The 21,689-nt window shown below is 58.2% G+C and carries 20 protein-coding genes and 1 other annotated feature; of the genes, 6 read left to right on the forward strand and 14 right to left on the reverse strand.

Features of this window, described 5'->3' with window-relative positions; translation table 11 throughout:
* Together ERD80_RS12580 and dnaK are read right to left on the reverse strand one after the other, a co-directional pair.
* Positions 1-542, reverse strand: a 542-nt coding sequence (locus ERD80_RS12580; protein WP_168926274.1) for a DnaJ domain-containing protein, incomplete at its 3' end; no start/stop codon positions are given.
* 103 nt (positions 543-645) lie between these two features.
* On the reverse strand, positions 646-2,556 hold the full coding sequence (dnaK, locus tag ERD80_RS12585; RefSeq protein WP_021508662.1) for a molecular chaperone DnaK: 1,911 nt from the start codon (positions 2,554-2,556) through the stop codon (positions 646-648).
* Between the two features lie 297 nt (positions 2,557-2,853).
* Between dnaK and satP the strand changes: the two genes are divergently transcribed.
* Positions 2,854-3,414: an acetate uptake transporter gene (satP, locus tag ERD80_RS12590; protein WP_136547120.1), complete on the forward strand. Its 561-nt coding sequence runs from the start codon at positions 2,854-2,856 to the stop codon at positions 3,412-3,414.
* 42 nt (positions 3,415-3,456) lie between these two features.
* On the opposite strand, the gene ERD80_RS12595 is transcribed toward satP, so the two are convergent.
* The 3 genes from ERD80_RS12595 to tal form a co-directional block, all read right to left on the reverse strand.
* A complete protein-coding gene (locus tag ERD80_RS12595; protein ID WP_136547122.1) occupies positions 3,457-4,767 on the reverse strand; it encodes an MFS transporter in 1,311 nt (436 codons plus the stop codon).
* 113 nt (positions 4,768-4,880) lie between these two features.
* On the reverse strand, positions 4,881-5,468 hold the full coding sequence (mog, locus tag ERD80_RS12600) for a molybdopterin adenylyltransferase (protein ID WP_021508659.1): 588 nt from the start codon (positions 5,466-5,468) through the stop codon (positions 4,881-4,883).
* A 124-nt stretch (positions 5,469-5,592) separates the two neighbouring features.
* The gene (tal, locus tag ERD80_RS12605; RefSeq protein WP_058757131.1) at positions 5,593-6,546 is read right to left on the reverse strand and encodes a transaldolase; all 954 of its coding nucleotides are present in this window, start codon (positions 6,544-6,546) and stop codon (positions 5,593-5,595) included.
* 212 nt (positions 6,547-6,758) lie between these two features.
* On the opposite strand from tal, the gene yaaA reads away from it, so the two are divergent.
* On the forward strand, positions 6,759-7,532 hold the full coding sequence (gene yaaA / locus ERD80_RS12610; RefSeq protein ID WP_058757132.1) for a peroxide stress protein YaaA: 774 nt from the start codon (positions 6,759-6,761) through the stop codon (positions 7,530-7,532).
* A 119-nt stretch (positions 7,533-7,651) separates the two neighbouring features.
* Here the strand turns inward: yaaA and thrC are convergent, their stop codons facing one another.
* From thrC to ERD80_RS12635, 5 genes are all read right to left on the reverse strand, one after another.
* Positions 7,652-8,935 (reverse strand): threonine synthase, encoded by a 1,284-nt coding sequence (gene thrC / locus ERD80_RS12615; protein WP_021508656.1) that lies wholly within the window; start codon positions 8,933-8,935, stop codon positions 7,652-7,654.
* A gap of 3 nt (positions 8,936-8,938) precedes the next feature.
* A complete protein-coding gene (thrB, locus tag ERD80_RS12620; RefSeq protein WP_031279903.1) occupies positions 8,939-9,868 on the reverse strand; it encodes a homoserine kinase in 930 nt (309 codons plus the stop codon).
* A 2-nt stretch (positions 9,869-9,870) separates the two neighbouring features.
* Positions 9,871-12,333 (reverse strand): bifunctional aspartate kinase/homoserine dehydrogenase I, encoded by a 2,463-nt coding sequence (gene thrA, locus ERD80_RS12625; RefSeq protein WP_058781607.1) that lies wholly within the window; start codon positions 12,331-12,333, stop codon positions 9,871-9,873.
* A 26-nt stretch (positions 12,334-12,359) separates the two neighbouring features.
* Positions 12,360-12,483: a sequence feature (Thr leader region), on the reverse strand.
* The gene (gene thrL, locus ERD80_RS22665) at positions 12,419-12,490 is read right to left on the reverse strand and encodes a thr operon leader peptide (RefSeq protein WP_128601299.1); all 72 of its coding nucleotides are present in this window, start codon (positions 12,488-12,490) and stop codon (positions 12,419-12,421) included. It overlaps the preceding feature by 65 nt.
* A 171-nt stretch (positions 12,491-12,661) precedes the next feature.
* Positions 12,662-13,381 carry a tRNA/rRNA methyltransferase gene (locus ERD80_RS12635; RefSeq protein WP_031279901.1) on the reverse strand — a complete coding sequence of 240 codons (720 nt, stop codon included), beginning with the start codon at positions 13,379-13,381 and terminating at the stop codon, positions 12,662-12,664.
* 609 nt (positions 13,382-13,990) lie between these two features.
* On the opposite strand from ERD80_RS12635, the gene arcA reads away from it, so the two are divergent.
* Positions 13,991-14,707, forward strand: a complete 717-nt coding sequence (gene arcA / locus ERD80_RS12640; RefSeq protein ID WP_021508652.1) for a two-component system response regulator ArcA — start codon at positions 13,991-13,993, stop codon at positions 14,705-14,707.
* A gap of 50 nt (positions 14,708-14,757) precedes the next feature.
* On the opposite strand, the gene creA is transcribed toward arcA, so the two are convergent.
* Entirely contained in the window at positions 14,758-15,231 is a 474-nt protein-coding gene (creA, locus tag ERD80_RS12645; RefSeq protein WP_022548913.1) for a protein CreA, read from the reverse strand.
* Between the two features lie 193 nt (positions 15,232-15,424).
* Here creA and robA point away from each other — a divergent pair, with 193 nt between their 5' ends.
* Entirely contained in the window at positions 15,425-16,300 is an 876-nt protein-coding gene (gene robA / locus ERD80_RS12650) for an MDR efflux pump AcrAB transcriptional activator RobA (RefSeq protein WP_021508651.1), read from the forward strand.
* Between the two features lie 247 nt (positions 16,301-16,547).
* Here the strand turns inward: robA and gpmB are convergent, their stop codons facing one another.
* Positions 16,548-17,195 carry a 2,3-diphosphoglycerate-dependent phosphoglycerate mutase GpmB gene (gene gpmB, locus ERD80_RS12655; protein ID WP_136547123.1) on the reverse strand — a complete coding sequence of 216 codons (648 nt, stop codon included), beginning with the start codon at positions 17,193-17,195 and terminating at the stop codon, positions 16,548-16,550.
* 51 nt (positions 17,196-17,246) lie between these two features.
* On the opposite strand from gpmB, the gene yjjX reads away from it, so the two are divergent.
* Positions 17,247-17,765 (forward strand): inosine/xanthosine triphosphatase, encoded by a 519-nt coding sequence (gene yjjX / locus ERD80_RS12660; RefSeq protein ID WP_021508686.1) that lies wholly within the window; start codon positions 17,247-17,249, stop codon positions 17,763-17,765.
* Here yjjX and trpR read toward each other — a convergent pair whose 3' ends face one another.
* On the reverse strand, positions 17,766-18,074 hold the full coding sequence (gene trpR, locus ERD80_RS12665) for a trp operon repressor (RefSeq protein WP_021508685.1): 309 nt from the start codon (positions 18,072-18,074) through the stop codon (positions 17,766-17,768).
* A 43-nt stretch (positions 18,075-18,117) separates the two neighbouring features.
* A complete protein-coding gene (sltY, locus tag ERD80_RS12670; protein ID WP_058771515.1) occupies positions 18,118-20,037 on the reverse strand; it encodes a murein transglycosylase in 1,920 nt (639 codons plus the stop codon).
* Positions 20,038-20,293: 256 nt separating this feature from the next.
* Between sltY and atzF the strand changes: the two genes are divergently transcribed.
* Positions 20,294-21,689: allophanate hydrolase (gene atzF / locus ERD80_RS12675; RefSeq protein ID WP_136547125.1), on the forward strand; the 1,396-nt coding region annotated here is incomplete at its 3' end.

The following is a 21,689-nucleotide window of genomic DNA, read 5'->3' on the forward strand; positions in this document are numbered from 1 at the left end:
ACGGTAAAGAAGCCCTGACGCATCTGTACCTGGCCCGCACCGTGACAGGTCGGACAGGTCTGCGGCTGGGTGCCCGCTTTGGCGCCGCTGCCGTGGCAGACATCACACTCTTCCAGCGTTGGAATGCGGATCTCTTTGGTCACGCCGCGTACCGCTTCTTCCAGCGTCAGTTCCATGTTGTAGCGTAAATCGGCGCCGCGTGAGGCGCGCTGACGGCGACCACCACCAAAGATATCGCCGAACACGTCGCCAAAGATATCGCTGAAGTCGGCACCGCCGCCACCAAAGCCGCCGCCGAAGCCGCCACCACCGCCCTGCTCAAACGCCGCATGACCGTACTGATCGTAAGCTGCACGCTTCTGCGCATCGGTGAGGATCTCGTAGGCTTCCTTGACCTCTTTGAATTTCGTCTCGGCCTCTTTATCGCCCGGATTACGGTCCGGGTGATACTTCATCGCCAGGCGCTTATAGGCCTTTTTGATTTCGCGCTCATCGGCGGATTTTGAGACGCCTAAGATCTCGTAAAAATCACTCTTAGCCATTTTTCTCTGCCCTTAACATGATCGCACGGGCGTGGAGAGATCTCCGACGCCCGTGCTGGTTTCAACGGCTGTCAGGCCAGCCGTCGCGCCCGGTCAGGGGCAATTATTTTTTATCTTTCACTTCTTCGAATTCAGCGTCGACAACGTCGTCATCTTTCTTCGCCGAAGCGTCGCCGGCATCCGCTGCGCCGGCCTGAGCCTGCTGCTGCGCCAGTTCCATCAGCTTGCTGGACACTTCCATCAGCGCCTGCATTTTGGCTTCGATTTCTGCTTTATCTTCGCCTTTCAGCGCGGTGTTCAGCTCGTTCAGGGCAGACTCGATCGGTGCTTTGTCTTCCGCTGACAGTTTGTCACCGGCTTCGTCCAGCTGCTTACGCGTGCTGTGCGCAATCTGGTCGCCCTGGTTACGCGTCTGCACCAGCTCTTCGAATTTACGGTCTGACTCGGCGTTAGCTTCCGCGTCACGAACCATTTTTTCGATCTCTTCCTCGTTCAGGCCAGAAGAAGCTTTGATGGTGATCTTCTGCTCTTTCCCGCTGTTTTTGTCCTTCGCAGACACGTGCAGAATACCGTCAGCATCGATGTCGAAGGTCACTTCGATCTGTGGCATACCGCGCGGCGCAGGCTGAATACCGTCGAGGTTGAACTGGCCCAGCGATTTGTTATCCGCCGAACGCTTACGCTCACCCTGCAGCACGTGAATGGTCACGGCAGACTGGTTGTCTTCAGCAGTCGAGAACACCTGGCTGTGCTTGGTTGGGATCGTGGTGTTCTTGCTGATCAGCGACGTCATCACGCCACCCATGGTTTCGATACCCAGCGACAGCGGGGTCACGTCCAGCAGCAGAACGTCTTTTACTTCACCAGCCAGCACGCCGCCCTGTACCGCAGCACCCACAGCGACCGCTTCGTCCGGGTTCACGTCTTTACGTGGCTCTTTACCGAAGAACTCCGCCACTTTCGCCTGCACCATTGGCATACGCGTCTGACCACCGACCAGGATCACGTCGTTGATGTCAGAAACCGACAGGCCAGCGTCGTTAAGCGCCACTTTCAGCGGCTCAATCGAACGGGTAACCAGATCTTCCACCAGTGATTCCAGCTTCGCGCGGGTCACTTTAATGTTCAGGTGCTTAGGACCAGTCGCATCCGCCGTGATGTACGGCAGGTTAACGTCGGTCTGCTGCGCAGAAGAGAGCTCGATTTTCGCTTTCTCTGCCGCTTCTTTCAGGCGCTGCATCGCCAGCGGATCGTTGTGCAGATCGATGCCCTGATCTTTCTTGAATTCGGCAACCAGGTAGTTGATCAGACGGCTGTCGAAGTCTTCACCACCCAGGTGGGTATCACCGTTGGTCGCCAGTACTTCAAAGGTTTTCTCGCCGTCGACTTCGTCGATCTCAATGATAGAGATATCGAAGGTACCGCCACCCAGGTCATATACCGCGATGGTGCGGTTACCCTGACCTTTATCCAGGCCGTACGCCAGTGCCGCTGCGGTCGGTTCGTTGATGATACGTTTTACGTCCAGACCCGCGATACGGCCGGCGTCTTTGGTCGCCTGACGCTGCGCATCGTTGAAGTAAGCTGGAACGGTAATAACCGCTTCGGTTACCGGCTCACCGAGGAAATCTTCCGCGGTTTTCTTCATTTTTTTCAGCACTTCTGCAGAGATCTGCGGCGGTGCCATTTTCTGGCCTTTCACGTCCAGCCATGCGTCACCGTTGTCAGAACCGATGATTTTGTACGGCATGATTTTGATATCACGCTGCACTTCTTCGTCCTGGAAACGACGGCCGATCAGGCGTTTGATTGCAAACAGGGTGTTCTGCGGATTGGTCACCGCCTGACGTTTAGCCGGTTGACCGACCAGAGTTTCGCCATCCCCGGTATATGCAATGATTGACGGTGTGGTGCGATCGCCTTCGGCGTTTTCAAGCACGCGTGCTTTGCCACCGTCCATAATCGCCACACATGAGTTGGTTGTACCCAGGTCAATACCAATAATCTTACCCATCTAAACGTCTCCCACTTAAATTCTTTGCCAAATTGGGTTGTGAAGCAGAGATGCGGTCACGCTGACCACTTTCAACTGCTGCGGCAGATTTTTTTGCTGCCTCACAATGCTTGATGACAACTAGATGGGGCCGCTTCGAAGCGCATCAAGGGTTAAAACTAAAAAAAATTTAGATTCTCTTACCGCGTGAGATCAAAGTGCGGCAAAAGCCACCTGATTATGATGCAGCGCCCCGCGCCCCACCGCTGTTGGCGCGGGCGTTAAACCAATAAACAATAACGCTGCTGCTGAGGAATTATGGGCAACACCACGCTGGCGAATCCCGCCCCACTGGGCCTGATGGGTTTTGGTATGACCACCATCCTGCTCAACTTACACAACACCGGTCTGTTTGAAATGGATGTGATTATCCTGGCGATGGGCCTCTTTTACGGCGGCATCGCGCAAATCCTTGCCGGGCTGCTGGAGTATAAAAAAGGCAACACCTTCGGCCTGACCGCCTTTACCTCGTACGGCAGCTTCTGGCTGACGCTGGTGGCGATTTTGCTGCTGCCAAAAATGGGACTGGCCGCGGCCGCCGATGGCCATTTCCTCGGCGCTTATCTGGCGCTGTGGGGTATCTTCACGCTGTTTCTGTTCTTTGGCACGCTGCGGGCCGCAAAAATGCTGCAGTTTGTGTTTGCCAGCCTGACGCTGCTGTTTGCGCTGCTGGCTATCGGTCATCTGCTGGATCACGCGGCGCTGCTGCGCATCGCCGGCTGGGTGGGCATCGTCTGTGGTGCCAGCGCCTTTTATCTGGCGATGGGCGAAGTGCTGAACGAGAAGTTTGAGCGCAGCGTGTTGCCGATTGGCGAGTAATCAACGGCGCGCGGAGCCGCCATGCTGCTCCGCGCGCTGTCATTACGATGAATGCAGCGAGACATCCAGCTGCGCATTAGCCTGGCGGCTGTCATGCCATAACCACAGCGCCACCAGCATGCCGATCAGCGCCAGCGCCAGCACGTACCAGGCCGGCGCCATCGGCGTCAGCGACATCATCAGCGTCACACTGATCGGCGTCAGACCGCCAAAGATGGCATACGACACGTTGTAGGAGAAGGAAATGCCGGTGAAGCGCACCGCCGCCGGAAACGCCCGCACCATAACAAACGGCACCACGCCGACCACGCCCACGCTCAGTCCCGCCAGACCGTACCAGATGAACAGCATCTGCGGCGTGCCGCCAAGCTGCTGGAAAAAGCTCCAGCTGCACAGCGCCAGCAGCAGCGAACCAATCAGTAAGGTACGCGCCGCACCGTAGCGATCGACAATCCAGCCCGCCAGCACGCAGCCGATCAACAGCATCACGGTCGCGAAACTGTTGGCCTGCAGACTGAGCGCCGCCGGCACGCCATGCTGCTTCTGCATCAGCGTCGGCGCCATCAGAATCACCACCACAATACAGGCTGATAATAGCCAGGTAAGCAGCATCGACACCGCAATGCCGCGCTTATGGCTGGCGAGGATGGTCTGTAGCGGCAGCTTTTCCGCCAGCGCTTTGCGCTGCTGCATCTGACGAAATACCGGGGTTTCATGCAGCCAGCGACGCAGATACATCGCCAGCAGGCCAAACAGGCCGCCGAGGAAGAAAGGAATGCGCCAGCCGTGATCGCGTATCGCCGCCGGCGAGAGCGAAGTATTCAGCACCGTCGCCACCAGCGAACCGAGCAGAATGCCGGCGGTTAAGCCTGCAGTCAGCGTGCCGCAGGCAAAGCCGATGCGCTTCTCCGGCACATGCTCCGCAACAAACACCCACGCGCCCGGCACCTCACCGCCTATGGCCGCGCCCTGCAATACGCGCATCAGCAGCATCAGTAACGGTGCGGCAATGCCAATGCTGGCGAAGGTGGGCAGCGCGCCCATCGCCAGCGTCGGCAACGCCATCAGCAGAATGCTCAGGCTGAACATCTTCTTACGCCCGACTTTGTCGCCAAAGTGCGCCATGATGATGCCGCCCAGCGGGCGCGCCAGATAACCGGCGGCGAAGATGGCAAACGTCTGCACCTGACGCAGCCATTCCGGGATGTCTGGCGGAAAGAACAGCTCGCCAATCACCGCAGCGAAGAAGACGAAGATGATAAAATCGTAGAATTCCAGCGCCCCGCCCAGGGCAGCCAGCGCCAGGGTTTTGTAGTCCTGGCGGTTGAGTTGACGCGTTGTCAGCGAATCCATAAGAGTGCGGTATCCAGAGGCCATGTCAGTATAGTTGTAAAGCTTCAGTTACTATACCGTCAATATTTTGCCACACCAGTCACTCTGCATTTTATGCCTGAAAACGGCAATTTTCAGACGTTTGTCTCACGCCGTGCGCTTTTCGGGCGAAAAGCTGCTACTACTTCCGGGTGGGTTTCGACGTAAGGCCCTTCCAGCAGCTGTAAACAATAGGGTACAGCCGCGAAGATACCTGGCACTTTCACCGTGCCATCATCCGCTTTCAACCCTTCCAGCGTCTCTTTAATCGATTTTGGCTGTCCTGGCAGATTGAGGATCAGCGACTGCTTGCGGATCACGCCCACCTGGCGTGACAGAATCGCGGTCGGCACAAACTGCAGGCTGATCTGCCGCATCTGCTCGCCAAAGCCGGGCATCTCGCGGTCGGCTACCGCCAGAGTCGCATCCGGCGTGACGTCGCGCCGGGCCGGACCGGTACCGCCAGTGGTCAGCACCAGGTGGCAAAAACGTTCGTCGACCAGCTCGCAAATCGCCTGCTCAATCATCGGCTGTTCATCCGGAACCAGGCGGGTGTCAATCTCAAACGGTGTCGCCAGCGCAGCGCTAAGCCAGCTTTCCAGCGCCGGAATGCCCTGATCCTGATAGATGCCGTTAGCGGCCCGATCGGACACGGAAATTAAGCCAATACGTAAAGTATCCATAGAGTTATCGCTGTGTTGACCGCGGGGCGGTGAGAAAAAGGGGAATGGCAGAAAGGATAATACAAAGCATCAGCGAGGGAAACGCGAAAACCGTGGCGACCGGCAGCCGCCACGGCACATCACCTTACAGCAGTTCGGCGATCATCTTCTCAAGTTTGCCCTGGTCGATGGCAAAGTTGCGGATACCTTCGGCCAGTTTGGTCACCGCCATTGGATCCTGGTTGTGCTGCCACAGGAATTCCGCTTCGGTCATTTTAGCCGGACGCGCTTTCACTTCGCCGCTGTAGCTCAGTTTACGCTCTACGCTGCCTTCGCTCTCGGCCAGCTCTTTCAGCAGGCCTGGGGAGATAGTCAGGCGGTCGCAACCGGCCAGCTCAATGATTTCGCCGACGTTACGGAAGCTGGCGCCCATCACCACGGTTTCATAGCCGTGCTGCTTGTAGTAGTTGTAGATTTCAGACACGGATACCACGCCTGGATCTTCATGCGCTGCGTACTCTTTCTTGTCGGTGTTCTGCTTGTACCAGTCGAGGATACGGCCAACAAATGGCGAAATCAGGAACACGCCCGCTTCGGCACAGGCACGCGCCTGGGCGAAGGAGAACAGCAGCGTCAGGTTACAGTTGATGCCTTCTTTCTCCAGCTGCTCCGCCGCGCGGATGCCCTGCCAGGTTGAGGCCAGTTTGATCAGAATACGATCGTTGCTGATGCCGGCATCGTTGTACAGCTTGATCAGGCTGCGTGCTTTCGCGATGCTCGCTTCGGTGTCGTAAGAGAGACGCGCGTCAACTTCAGTAGAGATACGTCCCGGGATCAGTTTGAGAATTTCCAGACCAATGTTGACGGCCAGCTTGTCAGAAACCAGCGCCAGCTGCTCTTCTTTGTTGCTGCTCTGCTGACGTGCCCAGCTAATGGCTTCGTCAATCAGTTTGCGGTATTCAGGGATTTGCGCAGCGTTGAGGATCAAAGAAGGGTTAGTGGTGGCATCCTGCGGTTGGTAGAGTTTCATTGCCGCGATATCACCGGTGTCGGCGACCACAGTAGTCAGCTGACGCAAGGAAGTAAGTTTGTCCGTCATGGTTCTCTTTTCTCTTAAGTTGACTGTCAGGGTGTAAAAGGCTGTTGCGATAATATCACGCAGGCTAAGCGGCGCAACATCGCCGCGTGCCCTTTACGATAGCGCTAACAAATGGGAGCGATTTGCCGATCCGTGCAGCTTTTTTGCTACACTCGTCGCGACATTTTTCCCATCCATCCCCTGAAAACAGCGGGTCAAAGAGGACAGACACAATGCTGATGGTTATCTCGCCAGCCAAGACACTGGATTATGAAAGCCCGCTGGCAACGTCACGGTTTACCCAACCGGCGCTGTTAGAAAAATCACAGCAGCTGATTGACGTGGCGCGCGATCTTTCCCCGGCGCAAATCGCTTCGCTGATGGGCATCAGCGACAAACTGGCGCACCTCAACGCCGACCGTTTCAGCCAGTGGCAGCCGCCCTTCTCACCCGATAATGCGCGGCAGGCAATTCTGGCCTTCAAAGGTGATGTTTATACCGGTTTGCAGGCCGAGACCTTCAGCGAAGCCGACTTTGATTTTGCCCAAAAACACCTGCGCATGCTTTCGGGGCTGTACGGCCTGCTGCGCCCGCTGGATTTGATGCAGCCGTACCGTTTAGAGATGGGCATCAAACTGGCGAATCCGGCCGGCAAAGATCTCTACAGCTTCTGGGGCGACCTGCTGACGCAAAAGCTCAACGACGCGCTGGCGGAACAGGGCGATGACGTGCTGATCAACCTCGCCTCCGATGAGTATTTCAAAGCCATCAAGCCGAAGCAGCTGAATGCCGAGCTGGTTAAGCCGGTGTTCCTTGATGAGAAAAACGGTAAGTTCAAGGTGATCAGTTTCTACGCCAAAAAGGCGCGCGGGCTGATGAGCCGTTACGTGATTGAGAAGCGCCTGACGAAACCAACGCAGCTGAAGAAGTTTGATGTTGACGGTTATTTCTTTGATGCGGCGGAGAGTAAGGGTAACGAGCTGGTATTTAAGCGCCGCGAGCAATAACGCCAGCTTCACCTGAATCGTAGCGGCGCAAATCATTGCGCGTCTGTTAAAAACCCGCGCGTTAAATCGCGCCGCCAGAAAAATGCATAACGGGCCGATGTGACCGGCCCGTTGGGTATTTACTTCAGCAAAAACGCCCGCAGCGCGGCGAAATCCGCCTTCATGGCATGCGACAGCAGCGGCAAATCGGCGCGCGCGGCCAGCGCTTCCGGCAGCGGCAGCGGCTGGCCGAGAATCTCTTCCACGCTCTCCTTAAACTTCGCCGGATGCGCAGTGCCGAGGAACAGGCCAAACTCCCCTTCCTGCAGCTGATCGCGCAGCAGACGATAGGCAATCGCCGCGTGCGGTTCTGACAGGTAACCCAGCTCTGCCAGCTCGCGCATGGTGGCTTTGGTGGTCTCATCCGACACCGCGCCGTAAGCCAGATCGGTCAGGCGCCAGGTTTTGCGGCGGAACAGCTCTTCCACGCGCGGCCAGTTGTTAGGCTGGCTGACATCCATCGCGTTCGACAGCGTTGCCACGGTCGCGTTCGGCTGCCACTGACCGTCGGCGAGGAAGCGCGGCACGGTATCGTTAGCATTGGTCGCGGCGATAAAGCGCTTGATCGGCAGACCGAGCGATTTCGCCAGCAGACCGGCCGTGAGATCGCCGAAGTTGCCGCTCGGCACCGACACCACCAGCTGATTGCGTTTCTCCTGCGGCAGCTGCGCCACCGCTTCGAAGTAATAGCAAATCTGTGCCAGCAGACGGCTGATGTTGATGGAGTTTGCGGAATTCAGGCCGATGGCTTTCTTCAGCTCTTCGTCATCAAACGCCTGCTTCACCAGCGCCTGACAGGCATCGAAGTCGCCGTCGATAGCGATGGTTTCGATGTTGCCGCCCAGCGTACAGAACAGCTTCTCCTGCAGCGGGCTGATTTTGCCCTGCGGATACAGGATGACCACGCGCACGTTTTCCATGCCGTAGAACGCGTGCGCCACCGCTGCGCCGGTATCGCCGGAGGTCGCGGTCAGAATGGTGATCTGCTCATCCGCGCCAGACACGTACGACAGCATCTGCGCCATAAAGCGCCCGCCGAAATCTTTAAACGCCAGTGTCGGACCGTGGAACAGTTCCAGGCAGGCCACATCGTCGCTCACCTGGCTCACCGGTGCCGGGAAGGCAAAGGCGTTCTTCACGCGCTCGGCCAGCTGGTGCGCGGCAATTTCATCGCCGATGTAAGCAGAGAGAATCTTGCTGCTGCGGCTGACGAAATCCATCTCCAGCATCGCATCAATGTCGGTCAGCTCGAATTCCGGCAGTTCCAGCGGGAAAAACAGCCCCTGCTGCGAGCCGAGGCCCTGTTTCACGGCCTGCGCGAAGCTAACCTGCTCGTTATGATCCTTAAGGTTGTAGAGTTTCATGCGTTATCCCAGTTTACGTGCGCCAGCCGTATCAAGACGGCAGATATGGACGAAGCCTTCCTCATTCTGCAGATAGTGCTGGCTCAGCCAGTCCGCCATCCGCTGTGCCGTTGCCATCTCGTTGCAAACGGCGAAAAGTGTCGGGCCAGAGCCCGAAATACCGCAGGCCAGCGCGCCAATGTCGCTGGCCGCCTGACGCGCCTCCGCAAAGCCCGGCAGCAGTTTGGTGCGATACGGCTCGGCGATGACATCCTGCATCAGTTTAGCCGCCAGCAGCGGCTGACGGGTGTGGCAGGCGTGAATAAAGCCGGCCAGCAGACGACCATGTTTGATGGCATCCTGCTTGCGATACTGCGCCGGCAGGATGGCGCGTGCTTCCGCCGTGGAGACTTTGATGCCCGGATAAGCCATTACCCACAGCCAGTCATCAAAGCACGGCACCTCCTGGCTGATGATCCCGTTCTCTTCAATCATCAGCTGTACGCCGCCGAGGAAGCACGGCGCGACGTTGTCATAGTGCACGCTGCCGGAGATGCGCCCTTCCAGCTCGCCCATCAGTGCCAGCAGCTCGGTGTCGTTAAGCGGCTGGCCGCAGAACTCATTCATCGCCATCAGGCCGGCCACCACCGAGCAGGCGCTGGAACCGAGGCCTGAGCCAATCGGCATGTTTTTCTCCAGCGTCATCGCCACCGGAACGTCTTTACCAATCGCCTGGCAGAAACGCTGCCAGCATTGATAAACAATGTTGTCCTGCGGATCGGCGGGCAGTTTACTGACAAAGCGCCCTTTATTCTGCAGGCTAAACTGGTCTGCCGCTTCGACCGACACGCAGTCGCCCAGCAGCGAGCCATCCACCGGCGAAACCGCCGCGCCCAGCACATCAAAGCCGACGCTGACGTTACCTATCGAGGCCGGTGCATAAATTTTTACCATCATTAAACTCCCAACTTCCACGTCAGCGTGCGCAGCAAATCGGCAAACACACCCGCCGCGGTGACATCATTCCCCGCGCCATATCCGCGCAGAACCAGCGGGATCGGCTGATAATAGCGGCTGTAAAACGCCAGGGCGTTCTCGCCGTTCTTCACTTTGTACAGCGGATCGTTGCCGTCCACCGCATCGATTTTAACTTTGCAGGCGCCGCCCTCTTCAATCGCGCCGACGAAGCGTAACACTTTACCCTCATCACGCGCTTTGGCAACGCGCGCGGCAAAGGCGTTGTCCAGCTCCGGCAGCCGCGCCATAAACTGATCGACGTCGGCGATCTCCGTCAGGCTGGCGGGCAGCAGCGGTTCGATGTCGATGTCGCTCAGCTCCAGCTGATGACCCGCCTCACGCGCCAGAATCAGCAGCTTACGCGCCACGTCAGTACCGGACAGGTCGTCACGCGGATCCGGCTCGGTAAAGCCCAGCTCGCGCGCCATGCGGGTAGCTTCGGACAGCGTCACGCCCTCATCCAGCTTGCCGAAGATAAACGACAGCGAGCCCGACAGGATGCCGGAGAATTTGATCAGCTCATCGCCGGCGTTCAGCAGGTTCTGCAGGTTTTCAATCACCGGCAGACCGGCACCGACGTTGGTGTCGTAAAGGAACTTACGGCGCGATTTCGCCGCCGCCGCACGCATCTGCTGGTAGTAATTCCACGACGAGGTGTTGGCCTTCTTATTCGGCGTGACCACGTGGAAACCTTCGGCGAGGAAGTCTGCGTATTGATCGGCCACCGCCTGGCTGGAGGTACAGTCGACAATTACCGGGTTGAGCAGATGGTACTCTTTCACCAGACGAATCAGCCGGCCGAGGTTAAACGGCTCTTTGGCTTCCGCCAGCGCCGCCTTCCAGTTGCTGAGGTCGATGCCGTGCACGTTGGTCAGCAGCGCATGCGAATTGGCGATGCCGCACACGCGCAGATCGATATGCTTGCCCTTTAGCCACGCCTGCTGACGGTGCAGCTGCTCAAGCAGCGCGCCGCCGACGCCGCCGACGCCCACCACAAACACTTCGATCACCTGATCGGTGGCGAACAGCATCTGATGCACCACGCGCACGCCGGTGGTGACGTCATCGTTGCTGACTACGACCGAAATGGAGCGCTCAGAGGAGCCCTGGGCAATCGCCACGATATTGATGTTGGCGCGTGCCAGCGCCGAGAAGAATTTAGCGGAGATGCCGCGCAGCGTGCGCATGCCGTCGCCCACCACCGAAATCACCGCCAGCTGCTCCAGCACGTCGAGCGGATCGAGCAGGCCATCTTTCAGTTCGAGGTAGAATTCCTCTTCCAGTACGCGACGTGCGCGCGCCTGCTCGCTCTGCGGCACGCAGAAGCTGATGCTGTATTCGGAGGAGGATTGAGTAATCAGCACCACGGAAATGCCGGTGCGCGACATCGCGGCAAACACGCGCGCCGCCATGCCCACCATCCCTTTCATGCCCGGACCGGAGACGTTAAACATCGCCATGTTATTCAGATTGGTGATGCCTTTTACCGGATTTTCATCCACTTCGCCTTCGCCGCCAATCAGAGTGCCCGGCGCCTGAGGATTGGCGGTATTTTTGATTAAGCACGGAATCTGGAACTGAGCAATCGGCGCGATGGTGCGCGGGTGCAGCACTTTGGCGCCAAAGTAGGAGAGCTCCATCGCCTCCTGATAGGACATCGACTTCAGCAGACGCGCATCCGGCACCTGACGCGGATCGCAGGTGTAAACGCCATCGACATCGGTCCAGATTTCACAGCAGTCCGCGCGCAGACACGCTGCCAGCACCGCCGCCGAGTAGTCGGAGCCGTTGCGCCCCAGCACCACCAGCTCGCCCTTCTCATTGCCGGCGGTGAAGCCCGCCATCAGGATCATGTGATCGGTCGGGATCTGGCTGGCCGCGATACGCCGGGTGGATTCGGCGATATCCACAGTCGATTCAAGATAGTGGCCTACCGCCAGCAGTTTCTCGACCGGATCGATCACCGTCACTTTGTGGCCGCGCGCCTGCAGCAGCGCTTCCATGATGGCAATCGACAACTTCTCACCACGACAGATAATGGCGGCATTCACGGCATCCGGGCACTGGCCCAGCAGGCTGATGCCGTGCAGCACCTGTTTCAGCTGGGCAAACTCCAGCTCAACGCGGGTTTTCAGGCCATCGTAATCGAAACCAGGCTGAGCGTCGGCCAGCCCCTGCAGCAGTTCGGCAAAAATGCGTTCGGCATCGCTGATATTCGGCAGCGCATCCTGGCCGCTGATGGTTTTCTCAATCATCGCTACCAGATGATTGGTGATTTTCGCTGGCGCAGAGAGCACGGTGGCAACCTGTCCCTGTTGCGCATTGCTTTCCAGAATATCTGCCACGCGGAGAAAACGTTCCGCATTGGCTACCGAGGTTCCGCCGAATTTCAGCACTCGCATGATTGAAGCTCTCCTGAATTTTTGCCGAAAAAAAAGCCCGCACTGTTGAGGTGCGGGCTTCTTTCTTTTGTTTTTCCTGTATGCGTCAGCCCGCACCGTTACCTGTGGTAATGGTGGTGGTAATAATAATGGTGGTGTTCAGGCTGTGGTTACGCATTGAGATTTTTTCTGTCTGTCTTTGTCTTGTCCGTCTGCCTTCCAGAAGTAAAGCAAAGCGCACGTTAAGTCAACGAATTTGTCTTTGCACCCGAATGGTGCTGCTGCGCAGTGCTGCGCCGCAGACGCCGAAACGGATTGCGATCGTTCAGGCAGCGTCACAGACGCCCGATCACTCACTGTCCGGAGCCGGTTTTCCCGAGCAATTATCTATAAGTTTTTTTTCTACGTCGTGCAGCAAACGGTGCAGCATGGCGCTGTCGCGCTGCTCCAGCAGACCGATGCGCTGATCGATCCAGTCCGCCAGCTTGGCATCATTGCTGACCTCCAGCGTCACCAGCAGCTGATGAAAACGCTGACGCAGCGCCTGCAGCTGCTGCGCGTTAGCCGCCTCAACCGGCGCGGCTGCCACCTGATGCAGCGCCGACAGCTGATAGCAGTACACCATCACCGCCTGGCCGAGATTCAGTGAAGGATAGTCCTGCGCCATCGGAATGCCGGTCAGCAGATCGACCTGTTCCAGCTCCTCATTAGTCAGCCCGCTGTCTTCACGGCCAAACACCAGCGCGATGCGATTCAGCCACTGACGTTTCTCCTGCAGGATGGTTTCGACCTGCGCCGGCGTGGCGTAATAGCGAAACTTCGCCCGGCTGCGGGCGGTCGTGGCCACGGAAAAATCGACATCCGCCAGCGCGGCGCTCAGCGTGTCATAGGTTTTCACGTGGTCAAGAATCTCACCGGCGCCGTGGGCCACACGCCGCGCGGCCGGATCCTGCCAGGCGTCACTGGCGACAATACGCAACTCGCTAAATCCCATGGTTTTCATGGCGCGGGCGGCCGCGCCGATATTCTCCGGGCGAGCGGGTGAGACAAGGATCAGGGGGAAATGCATGATTTTTCCATCGAACGGTTAATAACCCGACCTATGTTGGCATGCAGGCGACAAAATACCAACCGCACGGGCCTGAGAAAATAAGATGTTAAGGATGTTAAAACAGGGCAAAAATGCCGGGCAGGCGTAATTATGCGTAATAAGCAAAATTTATGCGCTAAACCCATATTAAAACATTATTTTTCATGCAATTAAAAAGTTATTACCTGCAGGTTTTACTTTTGCGCTGATGCAGCTGAAATGTAGCGAAAATGCTGCTTTTTGTGAGCTAAGCTGGCATTCCAGTAGAAGTTTTTCATAAAAGTGTTAACGTGCTACACTTGCATTTGATATAAGTCAACGAAGCGTTGTTTTTATGCTTATCGGTTGTTGTTGGTGCTGTTAGGTTGCTGTTAATACGGTTAGGATAAGCGCCAGTCCGATACCCACGGGGCACGCAAATATTCATCCTGACTGGCTGAGCTAACACTGAAGTTGACGTAGATGGATGGTGTATTCCGAAGATCATTTCGTACACCGGTTGCGAACGGCCCACTGTTCAGTGGAACAGTTATGGCAACCGCCGTACGCCCTGTTTTCGATTTGTTGGCAAATTTTAGGTAGCGAAACATGCAGACCCCGCACATTCTTATCGTTGAAGACGAACTGGTCACGCGTAACACCCTCAAAAGTATTTTTGAGGCCGAAGGTTACGTGGTCTATGAAGCCACCGACGGCGCCGAGATGCATCAGGTTTTGACCGATAACGACGTCAATCTGGTGATTATGGATATCAACCTGCCGGGCAAAAACGGTTTACTGCTGGCGCGTGAACTGCGCGAACAGGCTAACGTCGCCCTGATGTTCCTCACTGGCCGTGATAACGAAGTGGATAAAATCCTCGGTCTGGAGATCGGTGCCGACGACTACATCACCAAGCCGTTCAATCCGCGTGAGCTGACGATTCGTGCGCGCAACCTGCTGTCGCGTACCATGAATCTGGCGATGCCGAGTGAAGAGCGCCGTCAGGTCGAGAGCTATCGCTTCAACGGCTGGGAACTGGATATTAACAGCCGCTCGCTGATCAGCCCGAACGGCGATCAGTACAAGCTGCCGCGCAGTGAGTTCCGCGCCATGCTGCACTTCTGTGAAAACCCAGGCAAAATCCAGACGCGAGCTGACCTGCTGAAGAAGATGACCGGTCGCGAGCTGAAGCCGCATGACCGCACGGTGGATGTCACCATTCGCCGCATCCGCAAACACTTTGAGTCGACGCCGGATACGCCGGAAATCATCGCCACTATCCACGGCGAAGGCTACCGCTTCTGCGGCGAGCTGCAGGATTAAGCGTCCGTCGCGAAACAAAAAAACGCCCGTCAGGGCGTTTTTTTATCGGCTCAGTGCCACGGCATAATCGGCACCGCGCTCAGCGCATTTTTCGGTGAGCCATCGACCACTTTATCCGAATAGCTCAGGTACACCAGCGCATGACGTTTCTGGTCAAAGAAGCGCACTACCTGCAGCTTTTTAAACACCAGTGAAGTGCGTTTGCGGAACACCACTTCACCCTGCGCCTTGCCCTGCGCGATTTTATCGCTAAGCTCTATCGGTCCCACCTGCTGACAGGAGATGGCCGCGTCGGAAGTATCTTCCGCCAGACCCAGTCCGCCCTTAATACCGCCGGTTTTCGCCCGGCTGATATAACAGGTTACATTTTTAACGTCGGGGTCGTCGAAGGCTTCCACCACGATCTTATGATCGGGGCCAAACATCTTGAATACGGTGTCAACGGAGCCGATCTCCTCGGCCAGCACGCTCTGACTCAACATAAATGTTGCCAGCGTGACTATAAGATTGCGAGCTATTGTCATTGAGTTACCATTGCAAACGGAATAGATGTGAATGTAATGTACTGTTAATCGAACCGAGAACCAAATCTAACGGGTTTCAACCCGCATTGATGTAGCACAGTTAACTGGCAAACCACCCCCGCGCCGTTGTGCAATTCGTGCTACTATTCGGTGACTTCATCGTTGCGCCACCAGAGAGTTATGAGGATGTTTTATGGACCAAGCCGGTATCATTCGCGATTTGCTTGTCTGGCTGGAAAGCCATCTGGATCAACCCCTTTCGCTCGATAACGTTGCGCTAAAAGCGGGCTATTCCAAGTGGCACCTGCAGCGAATGTTCAAGGAAGTTACTGGCCACGCCATCGGCGCGTATATCCGCGCCCGCCGGCTGTCCAAGGCCGCCGTCGCGCTGCGTCTCACCAGCCGGCCGATCCTCGACATTGCGCTGCAGTATCGCTTCGATTCGCAGCAAACCTTTACCCGCGCGTTTAAAAAGCAGTTCAATCAGACACCTGCGTGGTATCGCCGCTCATCAGAGTGGAACTCGTACGGCATTCGCCCGCCGATTCGCCTCGATGATTACCCGATGCCGCAGGCGCAGTTTGTCACGCTGCCGGAAACGGTGCTGGTGGGGCAAACGCAAAGCTATACCTGTACGCTGGAGCAGATCTCCAGCTACCGCGACGAGATGCGCATCCACTTCTGGAAACAGTTCCTGCTGGAGACCGATACTGTGCCGCCGGTGCTGTACGGCCTGCATCAGGTACGCGCCAGCCATGAGAAGGATGATGAGCAGGAGATTCTGTACACCACGGCGGTGCCGGCCGACCAGCAGGCGCTGAGCATGCAGTCAAACCAGAGCGTGATTCTGGAAGCCGGGGATTATGTGCAGTTCAGCTATCAGGGACCGCGCACCGCACTGCAGGAGTTTATTCTGCTGCTGTACGGCACCTGTATGCCGACCCTCGGCCTGGTGCGCCGTCAGGGCCAGGATATTGAGCGCTTCTATACGCACGGTGGCAAGAAGCGCAGCGAGCCGCCAATGGAGATTCGCTGCGAATATCTGATTCCGATTCGTCCGCAGCAGTAACGGGCGGTGCCGATGGTCGCCATGAATGGCGACCCTACAGAAGCATCACCGTTTGTCGCCGATGCATATTGACCGTGCTCCCGTAGGGTGCGCATTCATACGCACCGATTCAACCGCAGCCACAAGCCCTAACGTTTGCGCCGATGCGCATTGCCTATGCCCTCGTAGGGTGCGCATTCATGCGCACCGATACGCGATCATTGATACGCACCGATACGCAGTCATTCTGCGCCATGCGCTACCGCGATTAACGCTGCAGCTCATCCAGCGCCGGGGCATCCAGATGCGACACATCGCCTGCCGTCTCCACCACCCAGCCGGCGGCGAGCCAGGCGCTTTGCTGATGATCGACGCGCGAAATCGAGCAGTTACGCAGACGCAAACGGCGCTCCGCATGGGCCGGCAGCCCCAGAATGGTACTCACCAGCACACCCAGCGCCATGCCGTGGCTCACCAGCAGCGGGCGGCTACCCGCCGGCAGATCGAGACAGGCATTGAGCGCGTCATGCATGCGCGTCGCCATCTCCTCCATCGACTCGCCGCCCGGAATCCGGCCGCCTTCGGTGCCATCCACCAGCGCTTTACGCCAGCTCTCCTCTTCCGCCGTCAGGCCGTCGAGCGGACGCTGCTCCAGACAGCCCATATTGAGCTCGCGCAGGCGGGCATCGAGCGTCACCTTACAACCGCAGGCATCAGCGATAATCTCCGCGGTGCGCCGGGTACGTCCTAAATCGCTGGCAATCACGTGAGTAATGCCCAGCGATTTCACGCGCTCGCCCACCTGATGCGCCTGCTGCTCACCTTTATCCGTCAGCGGACTGTCGGACTGCCCCTGAATGCGTCGGGCCGCATTCCAAACCGTTTCACCGTGACGAACAAGATAGACCTGTAACATGCTTAATTTCCGTTATACTGCGACAAATTTGTCTTGAGGGTTCAGGTAATTATGTACCATGTTGTCGCAGCCACCATCAATCCGGCAAAAATCCGCGCAATTGCTCAGGCGTTCAACGACGTTTTCGGCGAAGGATCCTGCCATATTGAAGGGGTCGAGGTCGAGAGCGGCGTCGCCGCGCAGCCCTTAAGCGATGCCGAAACGCGAACTGGCGCACGCCAGCGCGTGGCGAACGCGCGTCATGTGCGGCCACAGGCGGATTACTGGGTGGCGATTGAAGCCGGCATCGAAGGCGACTGCGCCTTTGCCTGGATGGTGGTGGAGAATGCGCAGCAGCGCGGTGAATCCCGCTCTGCCAGCTTTACGCTGCCGCCGGTGGTGATGGCCGGTCTGGCTGCCGGGCATGAGCTCGGTGACGAAATGGCGCGCTTAACCGGCGTGGAGAATATCAAACACAAGGGCGGTGCGATTGGCGCCTTCACCCACGGTCTGCTGAGCCGCTCCAGTGTCTATCATCAGGCCCTGATTCTGGCGCTCTGTCCATTCACTCACCCGCTGTATCAGCAGTAATCAGCTGCGCCCGAGGCGCGCTTCCAGCCAGCGTTTCAGCTCGGGCGGCGCCTCTTTCAGACTATTGGATCCGCGGGTGATGGTGGCAATCCCGACGCCCAATTCGTTTTTCAGCTCGCGCTGACTGATATCACCGTTGATCAACGCTTCGATAATGCGCAGGCGCGTGCCTAAGGCTTCGCGCTCATCCGGCGTCATCATCAGCTGCAGCAAGGGCAGCGCTACGTCATCGGAAAACGCGTTGTGCATCAGGTCGATGAAACGCAGCCAGTTGTCTTCAACCGGCTGCGGGGAAAGGGGTTGGCTCATGAAGGCTTCCGTACTCATTAACGAGTACGGAAGCATAACACAGTCAGTAACGGCGATTCCACTCACCGTCGGCGAGAATCTTATCCGGCTTGCCCATGAAGTAGCGGTAATAGGCATCGTAGGCCAGCACGTTTTTCACGTAGCCGCGGGTTTCCGAGAAGGGAATGGTTTCGATAAACGCCACCGCATCCAGTTTGCCGCCGCTGGTATTCAGCCAGCTGCGCACCCGCCCCGGGCCGGCATTATAGGCGGCAGAAGAGAAGATGCGGTTCTGACCAAACTGCTGATAGACATACTCCAGATACTGCGTACCAATCTGAATATTGGTCTGCGGATCGAGCAGCTGGCTGCTGTTAACGTAACCCGGAATGTTGTACATCTTCACGGTATGGCTGGCGGTGCCCGGCATCACCTGCATCAGGCCACTGGCGCCAACCGGTGAGCGCGCTTTCGGGTTCCACGCACTCTCCTGACGAGAGATCGCCATGGCGTAGCTTGGCGTGATGCCTTTATCGCTGGTGTATTGCTGATACAGATTGCGCCACGCCAGCGGGAAACGCTCTTTCAGGCTGTCCCACATTTTCGCGGTGATGGTGGCCTGCACGCTGAGATCCCACCAGTCCTGTTCATTGGCGTAGCGCGCCAGCATCTGCTGCTGGGTATGAGTTTTGCTGCTGATCAGGTTGGCCCACTCGCTGCGCGCCAGGTTATCCAGCCCCCAGTACATCAGCTCGCGCACGCGCGCCATCTCCGGCCCCTGCACCACGCTATTGTCCGCCGCCGGGGCCTGATCCACCTGCAGCGGATACTCGACGCCCAGACGCTGTGCCGCCACCATCGGATAGAAACCGCGCTGCTGCATCAGCTTACGCAGAATCTCTTCCGCTTCCTCTTTGCGCCCCTGCGCCATCAGTAAATCGGCCTGCCAGTATTGCCACTCATCTTTCTCTTTGGCTTCCACCGGCAGACGGGCAATCCAGGTGTTCAGGCCGCGACGGTCGTTTTCACTCAGCGCCAGCCGCACGCGCCGCTCAATCAGCGCGGTGGATTCGCTGTTCATCACCACCGCATCGCGCCAGCGCGCCTGCTCCGAGGTGAGATCGGCACCCATCATGCGCCACACCACCGTCTCTTTCAGATCCTGCTCTTCCGCCGGACTCATCTTCTGCGCCTGAACCAGCTGCGGGATCATCATGCGCGCGTTGTCCATATCCTGACGCGCCACGCGGGCAAAGGCGTAGCTGGTGGCCATGCGGGTAAAATCGGTCGGGCCGAGGGTGCTGGCAAAGGTGGTGACGGTCTGGGGATTCTGCTGCAGCGCAATCAGCGCGCTGGCGGTGGTTTGGTAATCCGCCGGCAGCATTTTCGCCAGGTAATTAACCAGGCTGTCGTTGCCGGCTTTCATCGCCAGGCGGATGCGTTCGAGGATGGTGATCGGCGACAGCTGCCCTGAGGCCTGCCACACCGAGAACAGTTTGTCGCAGTCGTTCGGTAACGCGGTCCCGCGCAGCCAGATGGCTTTGGCCCCGTCAAACGCCGCCTGCTGCTGGCCGGTCGCCCATTTGGCGTAGTACCAGTTACAGCGCGCCTGCACCGGCTTTGGCTCATCCGGGCTGAAGCTGAGCACGCCCGGCCAGTCCTGCCGGTGCGCCAGCACGTTAACAAAGCGCGTCTGCAGCGAACGCGCCGGCGGCAGCGTCGGATACTGCTGAATAAAGTTTTTCACCGCCAGCCCGGTCTCCTGATCGAGATCCTGCGCCAGCAGGCGGTACTGCAGGTACGGATAGAGCGGATAATCCTGCAGCGTTGGCATCAGCTGCTCAACCTGGTCCATCTGTTTGTTGTCCCAGGCCTGTTTGATTTGCGCATAGCGCTGTCGTTGCTGATCCAGCGAATCGGCCCACACGCTGCCGGCCGTGCTGACCAGACAGATCCCTATCATCCAGTTACGCCACTTCTCCACTCCGCTCTCCTCATTGCTGCGCTCCAGCTTATGCCGGACTCCCTTCATGCTAACCAGGCCAACCGGCTCTTGCCACGTTCTTCACAAAATTTACCCAGGCGCACCGTGATTGTTCAGCGTCTGCGCCGCAATTGTGCAAATAATCATCAGGAAAACTTATTACTCATCAAATAGCTACGCGTTTTCATTCAGTTACAACTCTGGCACGTGCTTTGCTCTGTTGAATGCCATCTCGTATACCAGCTGGAATTCACTCATGGCATCGACCTTCGGTTTTACGCTTCAGGATTGGCAACGTTGCGCACAGCAGGATGCACAGCAGATCCCTGCACTGCTGGCCGCACATCTCGACGCACTCGATAACCAGGATAATGCCTGGCTGTACCTCGCTTCGCCGGCCCAACTGCTGGCGCAGGTTGAACCGCTGCTGGCGGCGTATCAGCGCAATCCGGCCGCCCTGCCGCTGTTTGGCGTGCCGTTTGCCGTCAAAGACAACATCGACGTGGCAGGCTGGCCGACCACCGCCGCCTGCCCGGCGCTGACCTATCAGGCCGCGGCCGATGCCTTCGTGGTGGCCAGGCTGAAAGCGGCAGGCGCTATCGTCATCGGTAAAACCAACCTCGACCAGTACGCGACCGGTCTGGTTGGCACCCGCTCGCCGTATGGCGCGGTGAGCAACACCTTTAATCCGGCCTACGTCAGCGGCGGCTCCAGCTCCGGCTCCGCGTCCGTGCTGGCGCGCGGCCTGGTCGGCTTCTCGCTCGGCACCGATACCGCCGGCTCCGGCCGCGTGCCGGCAGGTTTTAACAATATCGTCGGGCTGAAGCCGACCAAAGGCTGGTTCTCGGCCAGCGGCGTGGTACCGGCCTGCCGTCTCAATGACACCATCTCGGTGTTCGCCCTGACGGTTGCCGACGCCTTTAGCGTCGCCAGCATCGCGGGCGGCTACGACGCCGATGATGCCTATGCGCGCCAGTCGCCGCGCAGCGCACCGGCCAGTTTCCAGCCGCAACCCTCGCTGGCGATCCCTGCCGCGCCGCAGTTTTACGGTGACCAGCAGGCGGAAGCGGCGTGGCACAGTGCGCTGGAGCAGCTCACGGCGAGCGGTGCGACGCTGCATCCTATCGACTTCGCCCCTTTCCATCAGCTGGCAGAGCAGCTCTATTACGGCCCGTGGGTCGCCGAGCGCACCGTGGCGGTCGGCGAGATGCTTGACCGCCCGGAAGAGATGGATCCGGTGGTGTACGGCATCGTCAGCAGCGGCCGCCAGTACAGCGCCGTCGAGGCGTACCAGGCCGAATACCTGCGTGCCGAACTGACGCGCCAGATCCAGCAGACGCTGGCCCGGTTCGATGCACTGGTGGTGCCGACCTCGCCCACCATCCATACGCTGGAAGAGATGCAGCAGGAGCCGGTGCACTACAACTCGCAGTTCGGCACCTATACCAACTTCACGAACCTGGCTGACCTCAGCGCGCTGGCGCTGCCTGGCCCGTTCCGCGCCGATGGGCTGCCCGCGGGCATCACGCTGATCGCCCCGGCGTGGCACGACCGCGCGCTGGCGACGTTTGGCCTGCGCTGGCAGCAGCAGTTGGCGCTGCCGCTCGGGGCCACCGGCAAAGCGCTGCCGCCGCAGCCCGCCGCGCTGCCGC

The organism is Pantoea sp. R102 (assembly GCF_004916815.1).
Lineage (GTDB): Bacteria > Pseudomonadota > Gammaproteobacteria > Enterobacterales > Enterobacteriaceae > Pantoea > Pantoea dispersa.

What these genes read in the sequence shown, in the direction of transcription:
- creA (WP_022548913.1), bottom strand. Translation starts at nt 15,231, where the DNA reads ATGACAATAGCTCGCAATCTTATAGTCACGCTGGCAACATTTATGTTG.
- thrB (WP_031279903.1), bottom strand. Translation starts at nt 9,868, where the DNA reads ATGGTAAAAATTTATGCACCGGCCTCGATAGGTAACGTCAGCGTCGGC.
- robA (WP_021508651.1), top strand. Translation starts at nt 15,425, where the DNA reads ATGGACCAAGCCGGTATCATTCGCGATTTGCTTGTCTGGCTGGAAAGC.
- tal (WP_058757131.1), bottom strand. Translation starts at nt 6,546, where the DNA reads ATGACGGACAAACTTACTTCCTTGCGTCAGCTGACTACTGTGGTCGCC.
- yjjX (WP_021508686.1), top strand. Translation starts at nt 17,247, where the DNA reads ATGTACCATGTTGTCGCAGCCACCATCAATCCGGCAAAAATCCGCGCA.
- thrA (WP_058781607.1), bottom strand. Translation starts at nt 12,333, where the DNA reads ATGCGAGTGCTGAAATTCGGCGGAACCTCGGTAGCCAATGCGGAACGT.
- trpR (WP_021508685.1), bottom strand. Translation starts at nt 18,074, where the DNA reads ATGAGCCAACCCCTTTCCCCGCAGCCGGTTGAAGACAACTGGCTGCGT.
- arcA (WP_021508652.1), top strand. Translation starts at nt 13,991, where the DNA reads ATGCAGACCCCGCACATTCTTATCGTTGAAGACGAACTGGTCACGCGT.
- dnaK (WP_021508662.1), bottom strand. Translation starts at nt 2,556, where the DNA reads ATGGGTAAGATTATTGGTATTGACCTGGGTACAACCAACTCATGTGTG.
- yaaA (WP_058757132.1), top strand. Translation starts at nt 6,759, where the DNA reads ATGCTGATGGTTATCTCGCCAGCCAAGACACTGGATTATGAAAGCCCG.
- ERD80_RS12595 (WP_136547122.1), bottom strand. Translation starts at nt 4,767, where the DNA reads ATGGATTCGCTGACAACGCGTCAACTCAACCGCCAGGACTACAAAACC.
- gpmB (WP_136547123.1), bottom strand. Translation starts at nt 17,195, where the DNA reads ATGTTACAGGTCTATCTTGTTCGTCACGGTGAAACGGTTTGGAATGCG.
- ERD80_RS12635 (WP_031279901.1), bottom strand. Translation starts at nt 13,381, where the DNA reads ATGCATTTCCCCCTGATCCTTGTCTCACCCGCTCGCCCGGAGAATATC.
- mog (WP_021508659.1), bottom strand. Translation starts at nt 5,468, where the DNA reads ATGGATACTTTACGTATTGGCTTAATTTCCGTGTCCGATCGGGCCGCT.
- satP (WP_136547120.1), top strand. Translation starts at nt 2,854, where the DNA reads ATGGGCAACACCACGCTGGCGAATCCCGCCCCACTGGGCCTGATGGGT.
- thrC (WP_021508656.1), bottom strand. Translation starts at nt 8,935, where the DNA reads ATGAAACTCTACAACCTTAAGGATCATAACGAGCAGGTTAGCTTCGCG.